This window comes from uncultured Bacteroides sp. (genome assembly GCF_905207245.1).
Classification (GTDB): domain Bacteria; phylum Bacteroidota; class Bacteroidia; order Bacteroidales; family Bacteroidaceae; genus Bacteroides.
Map to the genome: position 1 here is coordinate 1 of NZ_CAJLKP010000051.1, position 18,716 is coordinate 18,716.

An 18,716-nucleotide genomic window follows, 5' to 3' on the forward strand; every position below is an offset into this window, starting at 1 on the left:
CTGTAAAGACGATGGTCCTCATCCCCAGTCTTGCCGCCGCCAAGGCCGCTTCACAGCCGGCATGTCCGGCGCCAATCACGATAACGTCGTATTTAAACTCCATTCATTCAATGTATTTAAAACTGTGCAAAGTTACGAAAAAAACAGCTACTCCTTTATTTTTTCTCTTTCTTATCATTGTTTAAGCTAAGGTGGGCTATAGAGAATGCATAAAGCAGGGCTGTAAATGATGCGATGGATAAGTCTGAACTTTTCTGATATATCTGTTGCTCTATCTCTTTCTTTTTGTTTTCTTTGTCATCTAATAATAGAATTATTTTATGCTAACCCGATTGAATAGCTTACTATCTGCCCTTTGTCTCTCTCTTATTCTTGTTTCTTGTCATAAGAACAAAGTAGAAGACGAACGGTTGCTTCGTGCCGAAACTTTAATATCTTCTTCTCCCGACATTAGTTATCGGATTTTGCAATCCATTTCTCCCGATACTCTTTCCAAATCCGAACAAATGTATTATGGGTTGCTTTTAGCTGAAGCGACAGATAAGAATTATCTTTCTCTCTTGCCATGCGATTCTTTGCTGAATGAAGCTATTCATTTCTATGGTAATGGTATGAACCGTGCGAAAGCTTTGATGTATAAAGGGCGCTTGCTGTTTCGGATGAATATGTATGTGGAGGCCATGGAAAACTACTTTGCAGCATTGAAAGAGCTTGGCGAGACGGATAAGAAAGAATTGCGGATAAAAGGAATGCTTTATGAGGATTTGGGTAATCTTTATTCTAATCAGGTGCTGACGGAAAAATCGACTGAAGCATATCGGCAGGCTGAGGACTGCTTTATGCGATGTGACTGCAAGGAAGGATTGGCTTCTGTTGCTAATGGTATAGGATGGAATTATTTGTTGCAAGGTGATACCCGGCTTGCTCTTGAACATATGAAGCGGGGATTAGGACTTGCTTTGGAGAAGAACGACTCTGTGATTGCTGCAATGATCTATCATAACTTGAGCTGTTCTTATGAAGATATGGACTCTATACTTTTTTATGGAAAGCGTTCTTTAGCTTTTAGTAAAAGATTGGCTTCGAAAGCCGCTATCGTGGTAGGATATGCATTCTTAAACCAAGAACGTCTTGACTCAGCAGAGTATTATTTTAGGCAAGCTTTGAGTGATACGTTGATGGAAACAAGAGCTTTGGCTTTGTATGGCTTGAAAGATGTAATGGATGTAGGAGAAGACTTTCAACAGGCATTGCAATATTCGGAGGCTTATTCTGGCGTAATGGATTCTATTTATTTTCATAAGCAAAGTTCTGAAACAGAGCAGAAAGCTTATGAACACGAAGCAGAAATGAAAGTCTATAAGGATAAGATAGAGATGGAGAGACAACGGCTCTTTCTCGTTACTCTTAGTTTGCTTGTGATTGTTTTGGCTGTTTGGTATGTTCAACGGGTAAAACGTCGTAAAAGGATTATGCAATTGGAGCACGAACGGGATGTGGCTTCACTAAAGGCTGATATCGCAGAATCTCAATATCATATAGCTTCATTGCGCATGGGACAAGAACAAGATAAAGAAAAAATATCTCAAAAGGAGAGTGAAATAAGAAGATTGGCCGATGAAAAGGCTGAATTATGCAATATCATCTTTAAGAAAACTCCTATTTATCGAAAAGTGGAGCAACTGAGCCGCCAGGAGAAAACCACGAAAAAGCAGAACCTGCGCATTTTGCTGGAAGATGAACAGAAGCAACTTCGCCTGACCATTATGAATATCTATAAGGACTATATTACTCATTTACGCCAAACCTATCCTAAATATACTGAAGATGACTGCATATTCTTATGTCTTTCGCTTTGCGGCTGGGATGATTTTACAATTGCTCTCTGCTTTGGCAATGTAAATAAGCAGATAATTGTTCAAAGAAGACATAGGATGAAACAAAAGTCTGATATCCAGTAAGATATGGTTGTAATTGTTATAGCTTAACACCTTAATGCGCTGAAATCCATACTTTTATAAAAAAGAGATGTTATCGATTTTATTCTCTTTTATGCTTTGATGTGGCTAACTTCGCCCTATTATTAATCTTATAAAAATGCGTGGGATTCATGAAAGCATTATCATTGGTTTTATTAGGAAGTGTGTTCTTATTTCAGCCGACTATGTTATTTATAAATGCATCAGTCATAACTGACGGAACTTCGTCTGTTCCTACAGAAGAGAAGAAAATCAGAAAGCCTGCCAATATTCATTTATTGAAAGGAGAAACATCTACTCGTTCCATATTACCCGTAGTTCCCGGCTATATTGAGGACAATCAACTCTACATTTGCTTTGGGGCACCTATCGAAGACGAATATTTAGTAGTTAAAGATACCGAATCCGGTGAAATCGTGTATTCTGGCATTTTTACCGGTAATACTCTTGTAATTGCCTTAACTAATTTGGGAGAATCTTATACGGTAGAAATTGTATAAGAAATATTCTTTCTATCTGTTCTTTTAAGGAGCATCTTTCCTCTTTTTCATGTGCAATTTTCCTTTAGACATTAAAATTGTACAATTCTTCACAGCGGTGGCTATAGTATCAAAATAGCCACCGTCTGTGAATCCTTTATGCAAAAGCGAGATGAATGCCCATCGTCTTGTTTCTTTATAGATAGTGAAAATCGAACCAGAGTTTCATTCTGAAGCCCTCGTCGCCTTTATTGATTTTAATATAAGAGGCTTCTCCTCCTGTCCCTTGAGAGTTGACAGCAGGAATTTCAAATAAGAACGAGATGTCTCCGGCAGGATATTCCTTTACCGATATTCCACGACTTTCGCGGTCGCGCTGCTCTTCCGGAGTGAAGACACGAAAGAAAATGCCATCAGTTTCCGAATATACCGTCATCGGAGTTGTCTGTGATTGGAGTGTCGCCCAATAGAGACCAGCATGATACCCTTTGAATTCCGGATAAATGAGCGGATTATAATATTCTCCCGTCACAGTGTTGTTGTAGTCCTTTTGCCAAATGCCATAATTCGTTCCTTCGATACGGTTCTTCCATACCCGGTAAGGCCCTTTGCCTAGCCAACGCATCCCGCTGACGTTCTTTTCAGGAAAGGAGAATGAAAAACCGAGATTATGAACCGGACGGTCAAAGTATGCGCCGTCAAACTTGTTCTCTGCTCTGTAATTCAGTACCAATGCATCCATTCCAAGCAATCCATCAGGCGTCATTCTCCAGACAATGGAGTCGGCTGCACCTTTATATTTTACGGTATAAGTGGCAGTGTCACCTTGCATTTTTAGGTTAGCAGAGCTGAAAAGCATCTTCATTCCGACCGGGAGAGGGCCGCCAGACAATGGTATTATCTTGCTACCATTTTTTACTTCCACCAAATTACCATTCGCTTTGTTGAATGTTGCTGTTACTCCATTCGCCATCAGTGTAACACTGCTGTCGTCTGTTTGATATTTGGCGGCGGCTGTTGTTGCTGGTTGTAAGTGCCTGTATTCTGCAAAGTACTTACGATTATTTTTGATAGGGAACGCCCAGTTACATACCGTGTCACCCGTTGCACTGTAGGCTTCCAATTCCAAAACGTCGCCATTGAAGAATTTCTCTGGCAGATCAAAGTGGGCTGTACCCTTTTCACCAGGCTGAATCGCAGGTAGCAGTACGCTGCCTTCCGCTAAGCAGATTGGGCTGTCGGACACCTGTGGAATAGGTAAACGCATGACCTTCCACCTCATCCGGCATTCGCTTAAGTTGCTGAATAAGTAATCATTAGATACGTAAAAATCTCCTTTGAAGGAAGAAGTTATTTTTAATGGATTTATTTGAATGGGCGACCATACCTCCCGAACAGTATAGAAGCTGCCTTCCTTTTCGCGATTTGCCCCCACGATACCATCGGGAGCATTAGGACCATAAGTATCCATTTGTCCGGTGTCTGTACGGCGAATAGCTTCATCCACATATGCCCAAAGGAAGCCACCGGCAAAGAGTGGGTTTGCTTTGAACTTTGACCATAACCCTTTGAGACCTGCACCCTGTCCACGATCGTAGAGACCATGTAGAAACTCCGTCATCATGAAAACCTTATGTCCGCGTTCCAACCGATACATGTTATCCGTACTGTTAGGGTAGTGGCGTGTATCAAAGCCATTGAAATCTGCCCACGGATGAATGACGTGGCGTTTTTGCGGGTCGTAGTCGGCAAAACGATTGTCAATGGCGGCATTCCATCCTCCTTCGTTACCATTTGCCCAAATAAAGATGCACGGATGGTTTACATCACGAAATATCATTTCGGGCAACAACTTTTTGGCTATTTCAGTACTATAGCTATTCTGCCAACCACACAATTCATTGAGATAAAGAAGTCCTATGGAGTCGCATGCTTCTAAAAAGTGAGTATCAGGAGGATAATGCGAACGCACGGCATTCATATTCATCTGTTTAATGAGCAAAGCATCCTTCAGGCTGAGTTCCCGACTGATTGTTCTACCTGTCTCTGAATCAAAGCAATGGCGGTTAGTCCCCTTCACTAAAAGGCGTGTCCCGTTCAGATATATGCCATCTTCAGGGCGGAATTCAATAGTACGGAATCCAATACGTTCCGTTATCTCATGTACAACATCTCCTGTTGTGGAAAGAAGACGCATAGTGAGCCGGTAAAGGTTGGGATGCTCAGGGTCCCATGTCCTGATATTGTTCCAATGTGTGGTGAGTGTCTGTTTCTCTTCTGTCGAAAGTTCACATATCTGTCGTCCTATGGGAAGCTGTGAAGCACAGGAAATAAGCGACAGTTCCACTTGTTGCCCTTCGGAAATGTTTTTCAGATAAACATCTGTGCGCAACGTACCATCTGCATGGGCATCCACTGCTATATGGTTTATTTGTGTGCGAGGTTTCGCCGTCAGATATACGGGGCGGTAGATACCTCCGAAGAGCCACCAGTCAGCGCGGCGTTCCGCTGCATTAACTGATTTATCAGCCGATTGCTTTCTCACCGTTACTTCCATTGAATTCTTTTTCCCGAATTTCAGTTTGTCTGTGATATCATAAGAGAAACGATAGAATGCTCCCTGATGAGTGGGGCCAGCGATAACATCGTTGATTTTCACTTCGGAATCGGTCATGACACCTTCAAATACAATACTTATCTGCTTGCCTTTCCAAGTATCCGGAACGTCAAAACGGTGACGATAAATGCCGTATTCATCGCAAAAATCATGTTCTCTGTAAGCATCATATTGCTTCTCATTTTCGCGCTCTTTATAAATATAATAGCGCCCATAGGTATAGCCTCCAAAACCTTGCTGTTCCCAGCAAGACGGAACGTCTATCTTGCTCCACTTTTGGGAATTCATGCCTGATGAGCACCAGAAATCCCACTTCACTGTATTATCCGGTCCTGTGCCGGAGAGATATTTCACTTCTGTCTGTTGAGCTTTTGCAGAACAAAGGCACAGTAAAATAATGAATAATCCAATAATTCTTTTCATATAATTCATGTTATATTAATATGCTGGTTGAACAGGAAATACATAAAACATTCTATCTGGCTTGAAATCAATCATCCATTGATCTATCAATACATGGTTATCCAAGGCTGTGATGGATAAGGTATGCTTTCCTTTTGCCAATCGATGATTGGTTTCACGAACCGCTTGTCCACGAAGCACATTTTGCTTCCAGGCTTCTGTACGGAAACCTTCTTTAAAGGAACATATCTGAGGCTTCTCACCGTCTATGCTGACACTGAAACGAATATCTCCTTTATCATTCGGTTGTGTAGGGATAACGGCAGTGCGCAGTGTCGCTTCTCCATCCCATAAGCAATCAAATTCAAAAGTAATTGATTTTCCCTTTGGTACGGAAACAGCATTCATACTATGCCCCAATGATTGAATCGTCATGACGTCTTTGGATGCTCTTGTGTAATCGCAAGCATTAGAAACGATACAACTATCTTTAACTGCTTCTGCCAAAGGTAACGATTTTTTCCTTTTCAAAGAAGCATACTTTTCTATTTCTTTGTCTGTCAACCATACGGGGACTTTGGGGGGATAGAACACATATAAATCCCGTGGATTATGGCACATGGAGTATTTCCATTTGCCACCCGCCAGTTCATTGTTGTAGTAGTCCGTCAGATTGCGGATTTCCTGATAAGCCTTGATGCTTTTGGCACAGGCAGCCATTAATTGGTTCTCGCGGGTCCATAAAGTCGTGTCACAACTTCCCGGAGAGATACAGCGTGCTCTTTGCGCTTCCAATATCTTTGTGCTCATGGCTGCGGCACCAAACACGGGATATTTGATTTGAGCAAAGAAAGCATCTTTGCGTTCCCGGGGAATCATCGGTTCCACTTCCGATAAGATTTCTTTGATGGCTTCATAAGATTCCAGATAACGGTCCAACTCTCCACCGAATTCAGTCAAGCTAAAATCTGTATTTTTAACCGGAGACCAGCCTTTGATATACTTCTTCTTGTCAAGTTCAACTTGGTTCCAACCCATAAATTCCGGTTTACGGATGCCGCACAAACGATAAAATTCTAACATGGCGGGCAGTAGCTTTTCTCCTGCATCTTTACCGAATTCGCGGCAAAGCCAGTTCTTCTGATGCTCCACAAGGGTAGATGGAGATACGGAGTTGATATTCCATGCCATATCCAGAAAGAGTTCCAAGTCATATGCCACCGGTTTCAGGTCGTGCACATTGACCACCCATAGGCGGCGGGCATTGCAATCGTATGCCTGTTTCATTTCGCTATAAATTAATCCCGGCTGGGTAGTACATAGCCACATGTAGTCGTGTGGGCGACCCCAATAACTGAGATGATAGTACACTCCGGCACCTCCGCTACGCTTTTGCTGCTTCTCATCGCTCAGCCGGGTCATATAGCCGTAGTTGTCATCGCACCATATCAATGTGATGTCATCCGGCAATTGCAAGCCATTCTCCATTATTTGAAGTACTTCTTTATAGGGGACAAAAGCCTGAGGAATCTTTTCCACATCTTTATTTACATATTTAGACAGTAGCTTGCGCTGGTCGTTGATAACCTGTTGCAGGGCATCGGTCTTTTCCTGAAGAGTCTTGACTCCTTCCATTCCACTGTCATGGATACCTCTCATGCCCATGGTGTAGAAATTTTCATAAGGTCCTGCCTCTTTTAGCCGCTCTATCCAGTAGGACTGGACACCTTCTCGGTTGGTAATATAATTATAATCTCCGCGTTCGTTTACTTTCCACTCACCTACATTATTGCGCATCATCGGTTCGCAATGCGAAGTACCAATCAGAATGCCGCAACTATCAGCTGCTTCTTTGGCTCCTGGCACAAAGTAGAAAGGAGTGGTAATCCCATGCATACCCGGCCAGATTGCATTGGCACGAAGACGCATCAGCAATTTGAAAATCTCTTTATAAGTACGTGCTCCAATACGCCCTTTTATGTCAGACGGCTCATAATTTTTCCAGCTCCAAGGCTGCAAGCTCCAGTCTTCATCATTCAAGAAGATTCCACGGTATTCCACCGACGGACTCTGGAAGGTGGTGTAATTGGCAGGAACCGTCAGCATTTCTTGTTTCATTGGTGTCACGTCTCCCCACCATACCCAGGGGGATACTCCTGCCAGACGGGAAAGTTCGAGTATTCCATAGGCGGTTCCACGTCCGTCGCTTCCTGCTATCAGTAACTGTCTTTTATTGGAATTGCCTGTGACTTTGATAAAAAAGGCATCTTTCTTAGCGCTAAGGCTGTCTACCGGAACTCCTGCTTCCCGTAGTTTTTTTATTGCAGCTTTGTCCTTGTCCAATTGGACGATACGAAGGGTTGAAGTTTCTACTGGACCTTTTTGTGGCGATATGCCTGTTACCTGTTTCATATCACCGGCAAACATATCCAATGCAACGGTCACTACAGGAGATACGGATTTGGATATGGAATAAGTGATGGCTTGCTGCCCATTGAACCAGACAAACTCATTGTTTGCTGTTTCAGGTTTCTCGGCTGCATGAACAGCTCTAATACCTGTAAGCGAACTAATACACACAATAGCTATTCCCAGTAATACCTGGCGTTTCCTTTTAAATCTCCAATTCATCAGTTATTTTGTTTAAATTAAAACTTTCTAATGACAGGAATGCCACGCAAGGGGGCATCCCCGTCTTTTATATATCCTATCTTGTTAATATCCCGGATTCTGGTCTTCAGCACTCATTAGCTCGTTAGCATCAATAGCTGCCTGAGGGATTGGACGCAGTAATTTGTGCCCTATCGCCTGTTGGGCACGCCCTTTTATCTGAGGATTATATAAATTGTTATATTCCACAAGTTTTTGGGTTCGTCTTAAATCAATCCATCTGGAGCCCTGCCCAAATAATTCACATGCACGTTCTTTAAGTATAGTGTCCACATCAATGGAAGTGACTGCATTTAGTTGTGCGCGGCGGCGTACTTCATTCAGGCGTGCCAGAGCATTTTCACTATCTCCCGCTTTTAAATAGGCTTCCGCTGCTATCAGATAAACTTCTGATAGAGTAATGATGTGTATGTCACGGTAATCCGTTTTATTGGAGTAGCTTCCCGTATTAGAATCGTCAAATTTACGACATGGGGCTCCTCCATAAGAGTAAGTCACAAATGTTTCGTAATCAATCTCTCCCGGCATATACTCTTGAGGATCACGTGTATGGTCGGACATAGGAAGTATCCATGTGTTTTTCCGGTTTTCAGGATCAAGGGCTTTCCAAGCCTCTATATCTTCTTCTGTTTCATACCAAGCCGGATAATAACGTTTCAAAGGAGTGCCTATAAAAGTTTCTCCATTTCTATACCAATCCCAATACCAATAGTTTGAGGCAGTGACGATATCCGGAAGTTCTTTCATGAATGTTACTTCATAGCGTACATCCCCTTTCTCAAAGCATTGCAAGGCATGTAAGGTTGCTATAAAGGCAGACGTACTTCCTTTTCCGTGATCTTCCTGTCCGCCAATATGGTTACAATAGAAAGAACTCCAGGGATGTCCACCACTGACTGTATTGGTTGCCGTCGCATAATCATATTCTACATCCCAGATAAATTCTTCATTGTCATCTCCGCTATAATCTGCCCTCCATAGATTTGCAAAAGGAGTAATCAGACTACGTTTGGCAATTACATCATCTGCAGTTTGAGCTGCTTTAGAAAAATATTCTTTTTTATCCAGGTCCCAGGCTGCTGCCAGATAGGTTTTAGCCAGTAATGCACGTGCTGATTCAATACTTGCACGTCCTCCTCCATTCTGTGCTGTGGACTTTTCGAGTACTCCGTTAGCTACTACATTCTCCAGTTCCTCAATGATATAGGCATATATGTCACTGGCAGCAGATTTTGGATAACCTGTCTGGGCATTGGCTACGTATTCTTTCATCAAAGGTACACCGCCGAAGGTATTAACCAATATATAATAATAATTTGCAGCCAGTACGCGCGCTTCATCCACGCGCTTATTACGTAATATTTCATCAATTTCTGCATCTTGGGCATAATGCTTCACGGCGTAAGCTGCACGAATTCCTTTATAACATGCTGTATAAAGCTCCTTCATTACGCTATTTTCCGGATTCAAAGTTTCATATTCATGCAATTCGTCATTAATATAGTTGCGTCCGTCGGCATACATGTCCGTACCTGCGTTGAAATAGGTTGTATAACTGGAAGAGGCATAAATATCCCGTAAAGTTTCATAGGCATTGGATACCAAGGATTCAAATCCCGATTTTGTAGAGAAGTATTCCTTGTCCGTCACGTTCGATTTATTATCCGTAGTTAAAAAACTGTCACAACTTACTATCCAGGCGGAGCAAACCAGCAGGATAGCTATATATATAAACTTTTTCATATCACTTATCTTTGCTTTAAAAATTAGAATTTGATGTTCGCACCTATTTGATAAGTCACTGAAGCAGGTCCACCATCGGTCAGTTTTGCACCTGCCCATTCCGGGTCAAAGCCTTCATAGTCCGTGAAACAGAACGGGTTCAGTACATTGACGTAAAGGCGCAAATGTTGTAAGCCGGCTTTAGTAATCCATTTTTTGGGGAATGTATATCCCACACAAATGTTTTTTACTTTTACAAAAGAAGTCTTCTGATATTGGAATCCTTCTCCTTTTGCACTGCCTTTATCTGAGAAGTAACCACCGGCCGATGTGTCCGAATTGTTAGGATAAGGATATTTGCCGTAATGAGTTTCAGTAGTATATACTATATCACCGGTAGTGTGGTCGATGGTGGGTGTACCTTTGGGAATATAGAAGTCCATTGCCATATGTTGGTTGCCACGGTCAGACCATTTCATGTATTTATCATGGAAATAACTGCGTGACCATTGGCCTTGCTTTGTGTAAACCATTACTGAAAAATCAAAACCTTTGTAATACATGCTTGAACTCAGGCTTCCCATCCATTTGGGATCTGTGCAACCATATATCTGTTTATCTTCGTCAGTGATTTTACCATCATTATTCCAGTCGTTCACAGCTACCTGTCCTTCATACCATTTATAATTCTTGCCATATTTGGCATAAAATTCCTGCAAAGTGTAGTGGATATCTCCATCTTTTGTATGCATGGTTACCCCCTTATCGGTAATGACATCGGTGTGAGTATAATCACGAAGTACATTCAAAGGCTCACCGATAAAGCGGTTGGAAGCTACCTCATCTACCTTTCCATTGCTGAGTTCCAGTATTTTGTTCCAGTTTCTGGAGTAATTAAGGCTTAAATCCCAAGTGAAATTCTGGTTTCTGATAACTCCGAACTGGACTCCCAGTTCCACACCGGTATTGCGAACCGAGCCTACATTAAAAGTGGCTTTCGTTTCCCCCGTTTCAATGGGAACAATGCGGTCCATTATCTGTCCGTCGGATAACCTGTGATAGAAGTCGGTGGTCAGGTTGATGCGACTGTCAAATACGCTGAAATCTACACCGAAATCAAATTCCTTCACTTTCTCCCAGATGAGCTTTGTATTGACCAACCCATTGGGATAATAGCCTTGCACTTCCGAGCCATCCAATACTACATAACTGGGACCTGAAGCTGTGGCAATTGTTACGTAATCTCCTACGTTATTGTTTCCCGTAACACCATAAGACAGACGTAGTTTCAAATTATTTAGCCAATTCGTATCTTTCAAAAAATTCTCTTCGGACATGCGCCAGGCCAGAGCAACAGACGGGAACCATCCCCAACGTTTATCTTTGGCAAAACGCGAAGAGCCGTCGGTACGTGCCGTAGCTGTAGCCATATATTTACCTTTATAAGAATAATTCAGACGAAGAGCCCCGGACACCAATGTAGACTCCGTATAAGAAGATCCAATCTCTTTATCACCGGAGGCTTTATTCATTGCATGGAATGAGAGCATATCATCAGATATCCCGAATCCTTTCAGAGTATAAATTTCTTTATCAGAACGATACATGGAGAACAACCCCATAACGCCAAATGTATGATTACCTATTGTTTTGTTAAAGTCAATCTGGTTGTCCCAGGTCCAATCCAAGCGGTCTGTTGTCTCTACTTCTGCAGAGTTCGTACCATTTATCTGATAATAATTTGATCCTGACGGATTGCGGTCGTTCACTCCGGTTGCATTGAACATACCTTGCCGTCCATGATAAAAATTAGGTGAGAAAGTAGTTGTGAACTTCAAACCGTTCATAATATTAGCCCGCAAATAGACATTACCGAAAACATGGAATTTGCGTGTCTGATTCGTATAGTTCTCATCTGCCAGGTCATTTAAAGGACTGATAGTGGAAGTAAACTGTCCCGTAGACTCAAAAGCATCTTTTGATCCGGGATTGTTGATGATATTCCCATTTGCATCATAAGGTGCTACAAAAGGATTAAAATAAAAGGCATTCTCATAGGGGCAATATGTACTGTTTGTGCTGAAATCATCCTGTACCGTATAAGCCATATTTACCGTGAAGCCGGCATCAAACACTTTTGAGATTTTTCCATCCAGAGCGCCTTTAATATTAAATCGGGAATAGTTATTATGCTTGAACACATTTTCTTCTCCCTGGTACCCCAATCCTAAACGGTAATTAAGATTCTCAGTAGCACCGTTTGCACTGATATAATGATTCTGTTGTGAACCGGTTCTGGTAACAAGATCTGTCCAATCGTAGCCATCTGTTCCGGACATCATCATTTCATAAATCTTAGAATCCCTATAATTGGCTCCGCCATCGCGTTTTAAGAAGGTGGTTTCTAAGTCAGACTGCTTGATTTCATAGTGAGGAACTCCATTTGCATCCACTCCTTTACGGCTGGAACCGTCAAAAACCTCGGAAGTCAGGACAGTGTGGCGTGCGAAACGATAGTCGATAAACTCCTGGGCATTCATGAAATCAGGCATGCGCGCTACTTTCCGAATACCGTAGTAGCCGTCGTACGATATAGATACGCGTTGAGGCTTTCCTGCTCCTTTGGCACCTTTTGTAGTAATCATTATCACACCGGCGGAGGCACGCGAGCCATAGATGGCGGTAGATGAAGCATCTTTCAATACATCCACACGTTCTATATCTTCCGGGTTCAGGAAATCCATAGATGAGCATACAATGCCATCAATAACATAAAGAGGGGAAGCCTGCTTGTTGATGGAAGCTTGACCGCGTATCTGTATATTAAATCCACCGCCGGCACGACTATTGGACTGAGTAATATTGACTCCCGGAACTGCTCCCTGCAATGCGTCTTCCAGGCGGGTAGAACCTCTGGCGGCAAGTTTCTCGGAAGAAATGGAGCCTACTGCACCTGTTAAATCCGATTTCTTCATTGTGCCGTAACCCACCACTACGACTTCGTCCAGTGTTTCGGCATCTTCCGATAAAGTCAAGTTAAAAGAAGTCTGTCCGTTAACTTGTACTTCCAGTGTTTTATATCCGATAAAACTAACCTGGATAGTTCCATTGGCCGGAACATCAGAGAGGGTGAAATTACCGTCCATATCGGTTATCGTACCATTGGTAGTACCTTTCAATACAATACTGGCTCCGATGACGGTTTCTCCATTCGTGTCAGTTACAGTTCCCTTAATTTTACCGGTTTGCTGAGAAGAGTAAGTCGATTCCGGTTCATTAGCTGCATGCGTCACGTGACTGCCGGAAAGAAGCACTGCGCAAATCATAATCGCTATCAGCGATTTTCTGTTTCCATAGAAAATAAGTTTCATAGGCCAACCTTTTTAAAATTAGACATTAAAGTTTTTAACGTCACAAAGGTAACCGGTTGGCTGTTTCTGGAAGGTGAAGCATTGTCCGGTAAGGTTGAAACATGTTCCTTCTACCTTTTAAGAACATGTTTCAACTTCATCCATAGTGGGGAGTGTTATGCGTTTTTTGCCGCTTTCATCGCGTATTCTGTTGGTTGCATACCAAATTCTTTCTTGAAACAGATCGAAAAGTACTTGGGGTCATTGAAACCTACCTGATAGGCCAGGTCGGAGATACGTATATTCTTATTCCCATCCATGATGTTGCAGGCGGCTTTCAGGCGGATGCTGCGTACAAAGCCTGTTGTATTCAGCCCTGTCAGTGATTTAAGTTTCTTGTGCAGGGTGGTGCGGCTTGTCGCCATTTCATCGATAAACTGGGGAACGTCAAAGTCAGTGTCACTCAAGTGCCTGTTCACACAAGCAATGGCATCCTGCAAGAACTTCTCATCGTCCGAAGCGATGTTCGTAAAGAACTGGAATTTGTGTGATGCACTTTGTCTGTTTCGCCTTTTTGCAGATATTTCCGGTTGCGCAGCATCAGTCTTCTGCGTATTTCCCACCATATCAATGCCAAGACTGATGCGGACATTAATGCATAGATAAGATATGCCCACCAAGTGGCCCAAAAAGGAGGTTTGATGATTATTTCCATTTTCCGTATTTCTCCCCAATCTCCATTCTCGTTTGTGGCGCGTAGCTCAAAGACGTACTCTCCCGGAGATAGTTTGGAGTAATAGGCATTGCGGTTGGAAGCATCTACATAATGCCAGTCGGTGTCGAGCTCTTGCAGCCTGTAGGCGTAATTATTCTGTTGGGGATGGTTGTAAGTGAGGGAGGCAAAACATATGGTAAAATTAGAATATGCAGCAGGGATAACGAGCTGTTCTGTAAAATCGGCGGTGAAAGGGCTGATTTCTTTTCTTTCACTTTCTGGCATCTGCTCCAATGATTTCCCGTCTATCCATATATCCGTAATGCATAAAGAAATGTCGGAATGATTTTCTCCGGCTATTTTAGAGTTGAACGTAACGATGCCACGGCTGCAACCGAAATAGAAAGTGCCGTTACGATAGAAAGACGCATTCTGATTGAAGAAGTTATCGGCTAATCCGTCGGCCACTGTGAATATCCGTACCCGCCCTTTCTCTTCTCCGCTAATTGTCAACTTCACCAATCCCTGATTAGTGCCCAGCCAGAGGTTTCCGCTATTGTCCTCTTCCATACTGCCAACCATGTCTCCCGGCAAATTATATTCCTGATGAACAGTACGGAAGCAATCATTTTGTGCGTCATACAGGCAAAGCCCGCTTCCTTCTGTTCCCACCCAGACCTTTCCATTCTTGTCCAAAAGAAAACAAAGTGGGGTGTTGACCGGTAACAAACCATTTTCAATACAGTAATTTTTGCATTGCAAAGATTCGGGCTGTTCCATATTGCCGGTGACGTGGACGATACCATTATTATTGGTTGCCAGCCACAGGGAGCCGTCATTATCTTCCATTATGCTGGTTATTTCTTTAGAAAGTAATTTATCAGCATCGGGCAATTGATTGAAACAGTATTCGCGACCATCCTGATAACGCACGCTAAGCCCCTTATAGGTGCCTAACCACCAATTACCTTTCCGGTCTTCATGTACCCAATAGACTAAATCGTGAGGCATAAAACCACAATTCGAGGCCCTGTATTGGTGGACAATCTTCCCATCCCGACAAGCTATCACCCCTCCATCATGGATAGCAAGTAGTACCTCTTGGGTAGATGGACTGTAAGAAATATGATAGGGGCGTTTGGAGGGAATTAAGGTTACTTTCTCGTCTTCCGACTGATAATCAATTCCATATCCGAAGCCTACCCAGGAAGCTCCGCTTTCTTCCACATACAGGGTAGAGATAATATCCGTAAAAGATTTCCCGTTGCCACGCGGATAAAATACTTCGAAAGGACGTGTGCGGGTATTTACATGAAAGACTCCGGCGCCTTTTGTCCCAATCCACATCAGACCGTTTTTATCACGAAAGACGGTGTTCACTTCACGAACAGGCAGATAGTGTTCTGAACCTGACTCTCTGTAGTTTATAAATTTCCCTTCATCAGTCAAGTCCATGATGCTGACCCCATTCCGTGTACCCAGCCATAGCGAATGAGTTTGCAGGTCTTCGTGAATGGAATAAATAAAATCGGAAGAAAGGGATAGAGTGTTTAGTGCATCGTGTTTATAGGCTTTTTCAACAGATAATGTCTTCTTATCAGATGAGAAGGTTACTTTATACAGCCCGGAACCACTTGTGCCTATCCATAATGCACCTTTGGAGTCTTGAAATAAAGCCAATATGGAGTTGCTCTCATCCAACGGAGGATAATGTATAAACTTGTTTTCCTTTATATTGTAGTGGAAAAGCCCGTCCTGCCATGTACCAATCAATAAATCGCCATTTTCATCTTCGAGTATGGCCTGAACATTGATTTGTTCGGGTACTTCGCCTTTACAATTCTTGCTTGTCATCAGCTCTAATGTATCTTGTTCCGCATTATAATAAGCCATTCCACGGATATATCCCAAATAAACTTTATTATCTTTGGTTACGTGAATTTCGTTCAAACGATGCTTGCTTATTCCCTCTAGCTTCATTTTCCTCATTTTGCCTGTTTGCTTATCGAGTACGCAAAGTCCTTCATGCGTCCCAATCCAAAGACGGTGGGAATAATCTTCTTCTGCACAAAGCACATTATTATTAACTAAAAGTCCGGGGTTGTAAAGGTTGGATTTATAAGTGCGAACTTCATAACCGTCGTAACGGAATAATCCATAGAATGTAGCAATCCAGATATATCCATCTCTGTCCTGATAGACTTGGTGAACCATGCTGTTAGGTAATCCTTCCGGCGTGGAGAATTGCTTGAATTCCAGATTATCGAAGCAGGGCTGTGCCTGTCCGGAAAGAAGTGATAAGGTTATTATCAGAAGTGTCAATGCTGCTTTAAGTGTTTTCATTACTGCATGCTATTAGATTTCATTGGGCGAAATTACGAAAATCTTGGAATTAAATAGGATTCCTCTGATAAATGCATCGTCCTGTGGTAGATAAATATGCGTTTGGTTTACTCTTTTTCCTCCCTTAACAACACATAGCTCTTTTCTTAGGCACTTTTATTGTTTTTCCCTGCCAAGGTTTAATCCTTTGCCTACGAATGCTTATTCTTTCTACCATGGAGGTTTTTTCTTTCCACCATGGTGGAAAGAAACTTTCTACGTGATGGAAAGAAACTTTCCCCACGGTGGAAAGAATAAATGTCCACTGCGATTTTTCTTAGCTATCGCAGGGAAAAAATATAAAAGTGGCGATCTGAGAACTTAATTCAAACACTTACTTTATCGCCCTATCACCTTATCACATTTTGTTCATTAGAAAGAAATGAAGGAGACTTTTGATGCGGTTCCCCTGCAATATTCCTGATTGCTCCATTATTCTGTACTTTTGGGGTATCTTTCTGATAAGCACGCTAAAAATGGAAAGATTATTGCATTTATTGAGTCAATTGCGTTACTTTGAAAATGGATTTGTGGCTAACTTTGCTTTCGAACAATTAAAATAGTTAGATACCATGAAAAGATTATTCATCTCGTTATTCTTAGTAACATTTTTTATTTTAGAAAGTACGGCTCAATGGAAACCTGTCGGTGACAAGATAAAGACAAATTGGGCAGAACAAATCAATCCGTCTCAAGTTTTACCGGAGTATCCGCGGCCAATTATGCAGCGTAATGACTGGAAGAACCTGAATGGCTTGTGGGATTATGCAATTATTAATAAAGGTGAAGCTATACCAACCGAATTTGAAGGTCAGATTCTTGTTCCCTTTGCGATAGAATCTTCCCTGTCCGGAGTAGGAAAGAGGGTGAACGAGAAACAGGAAGTGATTTATCAACGGAGTTTCGATATCCCATCGGCTTGGAAAGGCAAACAAGTTCTGTTGCATTTCGGTGCTGTCGATTGGAAAACTGATGTATGGGTGAATGGCGTTAAAGTTGGAAGCCATACCGGAGGGTTTACCCCATTCTCTTTCGATATAACTCCTGCTTTGGCTGCCAAAGGTAATAATACCCTGGTGGTAAAGGTTTGGGACCCTACGGACAGAGGACCTCAGCCCCGTGGCAAACAGGTGAACAGACCGGAAGGTATTTGGTATACTCCTGTAACCGGCATTTGGCAAACTGTATGGCTGGAACCTGTTGCCGGAAAACATATTGAGAATCTTCGCATCACTCCCGATATTGATCGCAACTTGCTGACGGTAAAGGCTGAACTGAATGCTAATTCTGCATCCGATTTTGTAGAGGTGAACGTGTATGACGGTAGCCAGTTGGTAGCTACAGGCAAAAGTATTAACGGAGAGGCTGTAGAGGTGACCATGCCCAAAGCTGCTAAGTTGTGGAGTCCTGATTCTCCTTTCCTATATACATTGAAAGTGACTTTGAAGAGTGATGGAAAGATTGTAGATAAAGTGGATAGCTATGCAGCTATGCGTAAGTATTCTACCGGCCGGGATGCCAATGGTGTGATGCGTTTGGAACTGAACAATGAAGCCGTATTCCAGTTTGGCCCGCTCGACCAGGGATGGTGGCCCGATGGATTATATACAGCTCCTACGGACGAGGCCTTGCTCTATGACATCCAGAAAACGAAAGACTTCGGTTACAACATGATTCGTAAGCACATCAAGGTGGAACCTGCCCGTTGGTATACCTATTGCGACCAACTTGGAATTATTGTATGGCAGGATATGCCGAGTGGAGACCGCAATCCGCAATGGCAGATGCGCAAGTATTTTGATGGCACTGAGATGAAACGTACCGCAGAATCTGAGGCTCACTATCGCAAAGAATGGAAAGAGATAATGGATTGTCTTTATTCTTATCCTTGCATCGGTACCTGGGTACCATTTAATGAGGCGTGGGGACAATTCAAGACGGTTGAAATAGCCGAATGGACGAAACAATATGACCCGACCCGTCTGGTGAATCCGGCAAGTGGCGGTAACCACTATACTTGTGGAGATATGCTCGACCTTCATCATTATCCCGCACCGGAGATGTTCTTGTATGACGCTCAGCGTGCAACGGTTCTGGGTGAATATGGCGGTATCGGCCTTGTCCTGAAAGATCATCTTTGGGAACCGAATCGCAACTGGGGTTATGTTCAGTTTAATTCTTCCAAAGAGGCTACGGACGAATATGTGAAGTATGCTGATATGCTATATAATATGATAGATAGAGGATTCTCAGCCGCAGTTTATACGCAAACCACTGATGTGGAAGTGGAGGTGAACGGTCTGATTACGTATGACCGTAAGGTGATAAAGTTGGATGAAAAGCGCGTTAAGGAGATAAATACACGTATCTGTAATTCACTGAAGAAATAAACTCTTGAAA

The 18,716-nt window shown here is 42.6% G+C and carries 8 protein-coding genes and 1 pseudogene; 3 read left to right on the plus strand and 6 right to left on the minus strand.

What is annotated here, in order from left to right; translation table 11 throughout:
• A partial coding sequence (locus QZ135_RS15445) for an FAD-dependent oxidoreductase (protein ID WP_294611171.1) occupies positions 1-103 on the minus strand: 103 nt, incomplete at its 3' end.
• Between the two features lie 217 nt (positions 104-320).
• Between QZ135_RS15445 and QZ135_RS15450 the strand changes: the two genes are divergently transcribed.
• Positions 321-1,961, plus strand: a complete 1,641-nt coding sequence (locus QZ135_RS15450; RefSeq protein ID WP_294611131.1) for a hypothetical protein — start codon at positions 321-323, stop codon at positions 1,959-1,961.
• Positions 1,962-2,110: 149 nt separating this feature from the next.
• Entirely contained in the window at positions 2,111-2,479 is a 369-nt protein-coding gene (locus QZ135_RS15455) for a DUF3244 domain-containing protein (protein WP_294611133.1), read from the plus strand.
• 175 nt (positions 2,480-2,654) lie between these two features.
• Here QZ135_RS15455 and QZ135_RS15460 read toward each other — a convergent pair whose 3' ends face one another.
• The 5 genes and pseudogenes from QZ135_RS15460 to QZ135_RS15485 all read right to left on the minus strand — a co-directional run bounded on the left by QZ135_RS15460 (position 2,655) and on the right by QZ135_RS15485 (position 16,277).
• Entirely contained in the window at positions 2,655-5,498 is a 2,844-nt protein-coding gene (locus QZ135_RS15460; RefSeq protein ID WP_294611134.1) for a glycoside hydrolase family 2 TIM barrel-domain containing protein, read from the minus strand.
• Between the two features lie 15 nt (positions 5,499-5,513).
• Entirely contained in the window at positions 5,514-8,108 is a 2,595-nt protein-coding gene (locus QZ135_RS15465) for a glycosyl hydrolase 115 family protein (RefSeq protein WP_294611135.1), read from the minus strand.
• A gap of 84 nt (positions 8,109-8,192) precedes the next feature.
• Positions 8,193-9,890 (minus strand): RagB/SusD family nutrient uptake outer membrane protein, encoded by a 1,698-nt coding sequence (locus QZ135_RS15470; protein WP_294611136.1) that lies wholly within the window; start codon positions 9,888-9,890, stop codon positions 8,193-8,195.
• 23 nt (positions 9,891-9,913) lie between these two features.
• Positions 9,914-13,240: a TonB-dependent receptor gene (locus tag QZ135_RS15475; protein ID WP_294611137.1), complete on the minus strand. Its 3,327-nt coding sequence runs from the start codon at positions 13,238-13,240 to the stop codon at positions 9,914-9,916.
• Between the two features lie 155 nt (positions 13,241-13,395).
• A pseudogene (locus QZ135_RS15485) lies at positions 13,396-16,277 on the minus strand (two-component regulator propeller domain-containing protein).
• Positions 16,278-16,888: 611 nt separating this feature from the next.
• Here QZ135_RS15485 and QZ135_RS15490 point away from each other — a divergent pair.
• Positions 16,889-18,706, plus strand: coding sequence for a sugar-binding domain-containing protein (locus QZ135_RS15490; RefSeq protein WP_294611140.1), 1,818 nt, complete (start codon positions 16,889-16,891; stop codon positions 18,704-18,706).
• The last annotated feature ends 10 nt before the right edge of the window (positions 18,707-18,716 follow it).